This window comes from Roseivivax sp. CAU 1761, from assembly GCF_054482755.1.
Window position 1 is genome coordinate 53,330 of record NZ_JBTLRM010000021.1, and the last position, 7,421, is coordinate 60,750.

The window sequence follows — 7,421 nt, forward strand, 5'->3', positions numbered from 1 at the left end:
GGAACGCCGCCCGGCACGCCCGTTCTATTGCTGGCGCTGGGACGATGCGTCGCCGTCCTGGGTCTGGGACTGGCCGGCCGCCTCGGTGACCGAGACGGTGACGTCGAGACGCTCCTGCGCCTGGCCCTCGACCATGCCGCGGATCGGCGCCCCGTCGCGGGCGTCGAAGCCCGAGCAGAGGCGCACGTAGCGGTCGTCCGGGCAGCAGCGGTTGGTGGCGTCGAAGCCGACCCAGCCGAGGTCACCGACATGCAGCTCGGCCCAGGCATGGCTGGCGCCGGCGCCGCGCTCGGTGCCGGTGGCGAAGAGGTGCCCGGCGACGTAGCGCGCCGGGATGCCGGAGGCCCGGGCCAGCGCGATCAACAGATGCGTCTGGTCCTGGCAGACGCCGCGCCCGCCGGCCAGCGCCTCCGCGGCGGTGGTTTCGGTGCCGGTCTCGCCGGGGGCATAGGCGACGGTGTCGGTGACCGCGTGACACAGGCGGTGCGCATGGCCCAGCGTTTCCTCGCCGTCATGCCCGGCCAGGGTCTCGGCCGCCAGATCCCGGATCTCGGCGGTGACATGGGTGGCGCGGGTGTTCACCAGATAGGCCGAGGGCGGCACCTTCTCGCGGTGGCCGCGCAGCACGCCGGCCAGGTCCTCGGTCTCGACCACGCCCTCGACCACGACCTCGACCTCCTCCACCGGGCCGCGCAGCGCCGCCGTCCGGGTCCAGTCGCCGGCGCCGTCGCGGAAGCCCGCGCCCATCACCGCGCCCTCCATCTCGACGTTCCAGTCGCCGACCCGCTGGCCGGCGAATTCCGAGGGCCAGAGGCGGTGCGACTGGATCAGGCGCCGGACCGGGGCGTCGAAGGCGTAGCGGGTGACGTGGCGGATCTCGAGCCTCATGCCGGAACCCCCTGCAGGTAGGTGCTGTGGACGATCTCGGCGATCTCGCCGTTCTGCCGCATGAAGCGGCGCAGGAATTCGTGCATCCCCTCGTCGAAGATGTCCTCGACCCGCGCCTCGGCGAGTTCCGACACCAGCGCCCGCGCGGCGCCCTGGGCGCGGCTGACATGGCCGTAGCCGCGGCCGAGATGGTCGAGATGGTCCGAGGATTCCTCCACCGCGGTCAGCAGCGAGCGCGGGAAGCGCCGGTTGAGGATCAGGAAATGCGCGATGCGCGACGCGGTGATGCCGCCGCGATAGGTCCAGTTATAGGCCTTGTGCGCCGACATGGACTGCAACAGCGTCACCCATTGCGTCTGGTCGAGCCCCGAGCCGACATAGGACAGCGACGGCAGCAGCACGTAGTATTTCACGTCGAGAAGCCGCGCCGTGTTGTCGGCGCGCTCGAGCGAGAAGCCGAGCCCCATGAAGTGGTAGCCGTCGTTCCTGAGCTGGGTGCCGTCGATGCAGCCGCGCACCAGCGCGCAGACCTGCAGCGTCCAGTCGGTCAGATCCGAGAGCTGCAGCTTGGAGCGCTCGGTGCGGTGGAAGGCCTGCAGATCCTGGTAGGCGCTGTTGATCGCGTCCCAGCTCTGCGAGGTCAGGCCGGTGCGGACGACCCGGGCATTCTCGCGCGCATTGGCAAGGCAGGAGGCCACCGAGGACGGGTTCTCGGTGTCGAAGAACAGCCAGGTCTCGATGTTGCGCGGCACCGTCTCGCGGTATTTCTCGCGGAACCGCGGCAGCGATCCGGCGGCCTTCAGGATGGCCTCCCAGTCGTTGCGGAAGCCGCCGCCGATATCGGGCAGCAGCGCGTTGCGGGCGCCAACCTGCAGCAGGCGCGCGGTGGTCTCGGCGCGCTCGACGTAGCGGGCCATCCAGTAGAGGTGCGAGGCGGTGCGGCTCAGCATGTCACGATCACTCCGCCAGAACCCAGGTATCCTTGACCCCGCCGCCCTGCGACGAGTTCACCACCAGCGAGCCCTCGGTCAGCGCCACGCGGGTCAGCCCGCCCGGCACCAGCTCGATCTGCTCGCCGACGAGGCAATAGGGCCGGAGATCGACATGCCGCGGCGCGATGCCCTCCTCGACGAAGGTCGGGCAGGTCGACAGCGCCAGCGTCGGCTGGGCGATGTAATTGTCGGGCCGCTCCTCGATCTTGGCGCGGAACGCCTCGATCTGGCTCTTGTCGGATTTCGGTCCGACCAGCATGCCGTAGCCGCCCGAGCCGTGCACCTCCTTGACCACCAGCTCGGCCAGGTTCTCGAGCACGTATTTGCACTCGTCGGGCTTGGCGCATTGCCAGGTCGGGACGTTCTCGAGGATCGGCGCCTCGCCGAGATAGAAGCGGATCATCTCGGGCACGAAGGTGTAGATCGCCTTGTCGTCGGCGACGCCCGCCCCCGGCGCCGAGCAGATCGTCACCCCGCCGGAGCGGTAGACGTTCATCAGCCCCGGCACGCCGAGCATCGAATCCGGCCGGAAGCACAGCGGGTCGATGAAGGCGTCGTCGATGCGGCGGTAGATCACGTCGACCTTCTGCGGCCCCTCGGTGGTCTTCATCCAGACGAAATCGCCCTCGACGAAGAGGTCCTGGCCCTCGACCAGCTCGACCCCCATCAGGTCGGCGAGGAAGGAATGCTCGTAATAGGCCGAGTTGAACTGGCCCGGCGTCAGGATCACCACGTTGGGCTCGCCGTCGCATTTCTCGGGCGCCACCGAGGCCAGGGTACGGCGCAGCGCGGTGGCGTAGCCGTCCACCGGGGCGATGCGGTTCTCCACGAAGAGCTGCGGGAACATGCGCATCATGATCTCGCGGTTCTGCAGCATGTAGGAGACGCCCGACGGCGTGCGGCAATTGTCCTCGAGCACGTAGAACTGATCGCGCCCGGTGCGCACCAGGTCGATGCCGACGATGTGGCTCCAGACGTTGCGCGGCGGCCGCATCCCCACCATGGCCTTCTCGAAGGCGGCGTTGCGGGTGACGATCTCCTCGGGGATGCGGCCGGCGCGGATGATCTCGCGCCGGTCGTAGACATCGGCCAGGAAGGCGTTGAGCGCCGCGGCGCGCTGGCGGATGCCGCGGTCGAGCTTGCGCCATTCGCCGGCGGTGAAGACCCGCGGGAACATGTCGAACGGGATCAGGCGCTCGGGATCGCCGCCCTCGCCATAGACCGCGAAGGTGATGCCGATGCGGCGAAACAGCGCCTCGGCCTCGTTCTGTTTCAGCGAGCGAAGATCGGTCGGCATCTCCTTGTGCCAGCGCTCCAGGCTGGCATAGGCCTCCCGGACATCGGGCCCGCTGAGCATCTCGTTGAAAATCTCGGTCATGCTGTCCCTTTTTCCGGCAGAGGAGCATCGCCGCATCGAAGCGGCAATGCGGCGGCGCTCCACCACCCCCGCTCCGGGCAAACCTAGCGCGCAAATGCCCAAATCGTAAACACTTCGCGCTTCGCCATGTCGCGGCCCGGCTTGAGATGGCGCCGCCGGAGGCGTATCCGCGGGGCACAGCCCGACGGAGACGACATGCGCCACGCCCCCCTGCCCCTGAGCCGCGACCTGGTGCTGATCGGCGGCGGTCACGCCCATGCGCTGCTGCTGCGGCGCTGGGCCATGGACCCGCTGCCCGGCGCCCGGCTGACGCTGATCGACCCCGGCCCGACCACCGCCTATTCCGGCATGCTGCCGGGCTTCGTCGCCGGGCATTACGATCGCGACGCGCTCGACATCGACCTGGTGCGGCTGGCCCGTGCCGCCGGCGCCCGGCTGATCCTCGACGCGGCGACCGGCATCGATCTCAAGGCGCGCGAGATCCGGCTGGCCGGGCGGCGCCCGGTGGGCTTCGACGTGGCGGCGCTCGATGTCGGGGTGACCAGCTCCATGCCGGACCTGCCGGGCTTTGCCGAGCACGCGGTTCCGGCCAAGCCGCTCGGCCCCTTCGCGCGGAGGTGGGCGGCGTTCGTGGCGCGCGGCCGCGGCGATGCCGCGGTGATCGGCGCCGGGGTGGCCGGGGCGGAGCTTGCCATGGCCATGGCGCACCGGCTGGGCGAGACCGACGCGCGGGTCCACCTGCTCGATACCGGGCCGGTCCTGTCGGAGGTCTCGCCGGGCGCCGAACGGCGTCTGCGCGCCGCGCTGGAGCGGCTCGGCGTGGTGGTGCACGAGGGCGTGGAGATCGCCGAGGTCACGCCGCGCGGCCTGCGGCTGGCCGACGGCGCGACGCTCGCGGCCGGGTTCGTGGCAGGGGCCGCCGGGGCGCGCCCGCATGGCTGGCTGGCCGAGACCGGGCTCGACCTGCATGCGGGTTTCGTGGCGGTGGACGGCCACCTCGCCAGCTCCGACCCGGCGATCTTCGCCAGCGGCGATTGCGCCCATCTGAGCCATGCGCCGCGGCCCAAGGCCGGGGTCTTCGCGGTGCGCGCGGCGCCAGTGCTCTACGACAACCTGCGGGCGGCGCTGTCGGGCGGCGCGCGGCGGCGCTTCAAGCCGCAGCGCGACTACCTGAAGCTGGTCTCGCTGGGCGCCAAGCGCGCTCTCGCCGACCGCTCCGGCCTCGCGGTCTCGGGCGCCTTGATGTGGCGCTGGAAGGACCGCATCGACCGCCGCTTCATGGACAGGCTGGGCGATCTGCCCCAGATGGCGGCGCCGGCCCTGCCCGAGCCGCACGCGCTGGGCCTGGCCGAGGCGCTGGGGCCGAAGCCACTCTGCGGCGGTTGCGGCGCCAAGGTCGGCGCCGGCACGCTCGAGGCCGCGCTGGCGCGCCGGGCGCCGCCCGCCCGGCCCGACGTCACGCCGCTGCCCGGCGACGACGCCGCGCTGCTGGCCACCGGCGGCGCCCGCCAGGTGCTGACCACCGACCATCTGCGGGCGCTCTGGGCCGACCCCGAAATGATGACGCGGATCGCCGTGACCCACGCCCTGGGCGACATCTGGGCGATGGGCGCGGCGCCACAGGCGGCGGTGCTGACGGTGATCCTGCCGCGGCTCTCCGAGCGGTTGGCGGCGCGCAGCCTCGACGAGATCCTCGCAGCCGCGGAAGACGTCCTGCGCGCCGCCGGCGCCGACCTCGTGGGCGGCCATACCACGCTGGGCGACGAGCTCTCGATCGGGCTCTCGGCGACGGGGCTCTGCGCCGCCGAGCCGATCGGGCTGGCCGGCGGCCGGCCCGGCGACCTCTTGGTGCTGACCAAGCCGCTGGGCTCGGGCACGGTGATGGCGGCCGAGATGGCCGGCGCCGCCCGCGGCGCCGAGGTCGCCGCGGCGCTGGCGGCGATGCAGCAGCCGCAGGGCGCCGCGGCGGCGCTGCTCGGCGCGGCGCGGGCGATGACCGACGTCACCGGCTTCGGGCTGATGGGCCATGCCGCCAACATCGCCCGGGCTTCCGGAACCGGCGTGGAGGTCCGGGCCGCGGCGGTGCCGCTGCTCGAGGGCACGGCGCGGCTCGCCCGGGCCGGCATCCGCTCCTCGATCTATGGCCAGAATCTCGGCCGCCTGCCCGGCTGGCCCGACCTGCCCGAGACCGCGCCGCTCTTCGATCCGCAGACCGCCGGCGGGCTGCTCGCGGCGCTGCCGGAAGACCGCGCCGCGGAGCGGGTGGCAGCGCTGCGCGCGGCGGGCTTTGATGCCGCCATGGTCGGCCGCCTGACCGAGTTGCCGGGTCAGGTGGCGATCGTCTGAAGCGCCGCCGCGATGCGCCCGGCGGCAGCATCGAGCGCGGCCGCGTCGAGCGCCGGCATCTCCACCCGCGCCGCCACGCGCGGCGTCTGGGCGCGCTGCGCCCGGGCATAGGCCGGGTCGTAATGCTCGGCGGCCAGCGCCGCGCAAAGCGCGCGTTTCTCGTCCGCATCGATCAGCCCGAACCAGGCATCGACCATGGCATGGCCGCGATGGCGGCGCAGCGGCGCGAGCCTTTCCTTCAGCTGCTCGGCATCGGCGAGGATGTCGGCATAGGCCTCGGCGAGGTAGCCGGCCCGCGCCTCGAGCGGCGCCGCCACCGCGATCCAGGGCGCCGCCTTCATCGCGCCCCAGAGCGCCGGCGGCAGGTTGAGCTGGCCGATCTTCGAGGATTCCGCCTCCACCAGAACCGGGCGCGCCGGGTCGAGGCGGTGGAACGCCACGGCCAGCGCCGTCTCGAAGGCCTTCTGCGGCGGCTGCCCGCCGGGCATGCCGCCCAGCAGGGAGCCGCGGTGGCAGGCCAGCGCCTCGAGGTCGACGACCTGCACGCCGCGCGCCGCCAGCCGGGCCAAGAGGTCGGTCTTGGCGGTCCCCGTGGGCCCGCCGAGCTGCACCAGGCGGTGCGGCAGGGCGGCGTCGTAGAGCGCCTCGGTCACCAGCCGCCGGAAGGTGCGGTAGCCGCCGGCGATGGACTCGGCGCGCCAGCCGATCTCGGACAGCATCCAGCGGAACGAGCCCGAGCGCTGGCCGCCGCGCCAGCAATAGACCAGCGGCCGCCAGCCGCCGTCGTGATGCGCCAGCGGCCCCTCGATGTGGCCGGCGGCGTTGCGGAACACCAGCGCGGCGCCGAGCTTGCGCGCGAGGAACGGGGATTGCTGCTTGTAGATCGTGCCGACGCGGGCGCGTTCCTCGTCGTCGAGCACCGGCAGGTTGATCGCGCCGGGGACGTGATCCTCGGCGTATTCCGACGGCGAGCGGACGTCGATCACGGTGTCGAAGCCGTGGTCGAGAAGGTCGGAGAGCGCGGTGACGGTCAGGGCCATGCCGGCCGCTCTACCCGGTCTCGGCGGGGCGCGAAAGACCCGGCCGCGCCGCCGGGGCGCCCCGGCGGCGCGGGGCGTCCCCCGGTCGCCGGGTCAGGAGGAGCGGAAGAAGCTGCGGCGCGGCGGGCCGTCGCCGCCGCGGCCCGGCTTGCCGTCCTTGCCGCCCGGCCCCTTGCGGTCCGCGCCGCCGCCCGGCTTGCCGAACCCGCCGGGCTTGCCGCCGAACTTCGCCGCCGGCTTGCCAGGCTTGCCGGCCTTGCCGGGCTTTGCCGGCTTGCCGCCGCCCTCCGAGGGGGTCGCAGCGCCGCCGCGCGGACCCCGGGGGCCTTCGCCGCCCGCGCCGGGGCGGCCGGGCTTGCCGGCGCCGAAGGGCTTGCCCGCCGGCTTGCCGAAGCGCGCGGGCTTGCCGCCCGGCCCGGACGGCCGCTCGCCGCGCTCGCCGCGGTCCTGCGGCTTGGCCGGACGCGGGGCGCGGGGACGGTCCCCGTCCGCGTCGCGCGGCGCCCGCTTCGGCGCGGGGCCGCCCTCCGCATCGCGCCGCACCGGCCCGGCCTCCCGGCGTTCGGGGCGTTCGGGACGCCCGGCCCGCTCCGACCCGGCCTCGCGGCCGAACCCGGCGCGGCGCTCGCGCGGCGCACCCTCAGATGGCCCCGGCTCGCCCGCGCGGCCCGGCAGCGCCGTCGCGGCCGCGTCGGCGGCGCGGTCCGCGGGCGTCGACGGACGCCGCTCGCGCGGGCCATCGCCGCCGGGGTGCTCGCCGCTGGGCCTGTCGCCGCG

At 73.6% G+C, this 7,421-nt stretch carries 5 protein-coding genes and 1 pseudogene; 1 reads left to right on the top strand and 5 read right to left on the bottom strand.

Annotated elements, in window-relative coordinates; genetic code table 11:
- Positions 1–24: 24 nt before the first annotated feature.
- From ACXYMW_RS13455 to ACXYMW_RS13465, 3 genes are read right to left on the bottom strand one after another with little or no spacing between them, the layout of a single operon-like run.
- Entirely contained in the window at positions 25–888 is an 864-nt protein-coding gene (locus ACXYMW_RS13455) for a transglutaminase family protein (RefSeq protein WP_459035842.1), read from the bottom strand.
- Positions 885–1,838, bottom strand: coding sequence for an alpha-E domain-containing protein (locus ACXYMW_RS13460; protein ID WP_459035843.1), 954 nt, complete (start codon positions 1,836–1,838; stop codon positions 885–887). Before ACXYMW_RS13460 ends, ACXYMW_RS13455 begins: the two co-directional genes overlap by 4 nt.
- Before the next feature lie 7 nt (positions 1,839–1,845).
- Complete coding sequence (locus ACXYMW_RS13465; RefSeq protein WP_459035844.1) at positions 1,846–3,258, bottom strand: circularly permuted type 2 ATP-grasp protein; 1,413 nt, start codon at positions 3,256–3,258, stop codon at positions 1,846–1,848.
- A 195-nt stretch (positions 3,259–3,453) separates the two neighbouring features.
- On the opposite strand from ACXYMW_RS13465, the gene selD reads away from it, so the two are divergent.
- Positions 3,454–5,604 carry a selenide, water dikinase SelD gene (gene selD / locus ACXYMW_RS13470; protein WP_459035845.1) on the top strand — a complete coding sequence of 717 codons (2,151 nt, stop codon included), beginning with the start codon at positions 3,454–3,456 and terminating at the stop codon, positions 5,602–5,604.
- On the opposite strand, the gene mnmH is transcribed toward selD, so the two are convergent.
- Both mnmH and ACXYMW_RS13480 read right to left on the bottom strand, forming a co-directional pair.
- The gene (gene mnmH, locus ACXYMW_RS13475; RefSeq protein ID WP_459035846.1) at positions 5,586–6,644 is read right to left on the bottom strand and encodes a tRNA 2-selenouridine(34) synthase MnmH; all 1,059 of its coding nucleotides are present in this window, start codon (positions 6,642–6,644) and stop codon (positions 5,586–5,588) included. The genes selD and mnmH overlap by 19 nt on opposite strands.
- Before the next feature lie 93 nt (positions 6,645–6,737).
- Positions 6,738–7,421: pseudogene (locus ACXYMW_RS13480) on the bottom strand (hypothetical protein); the annotation flags it as partial.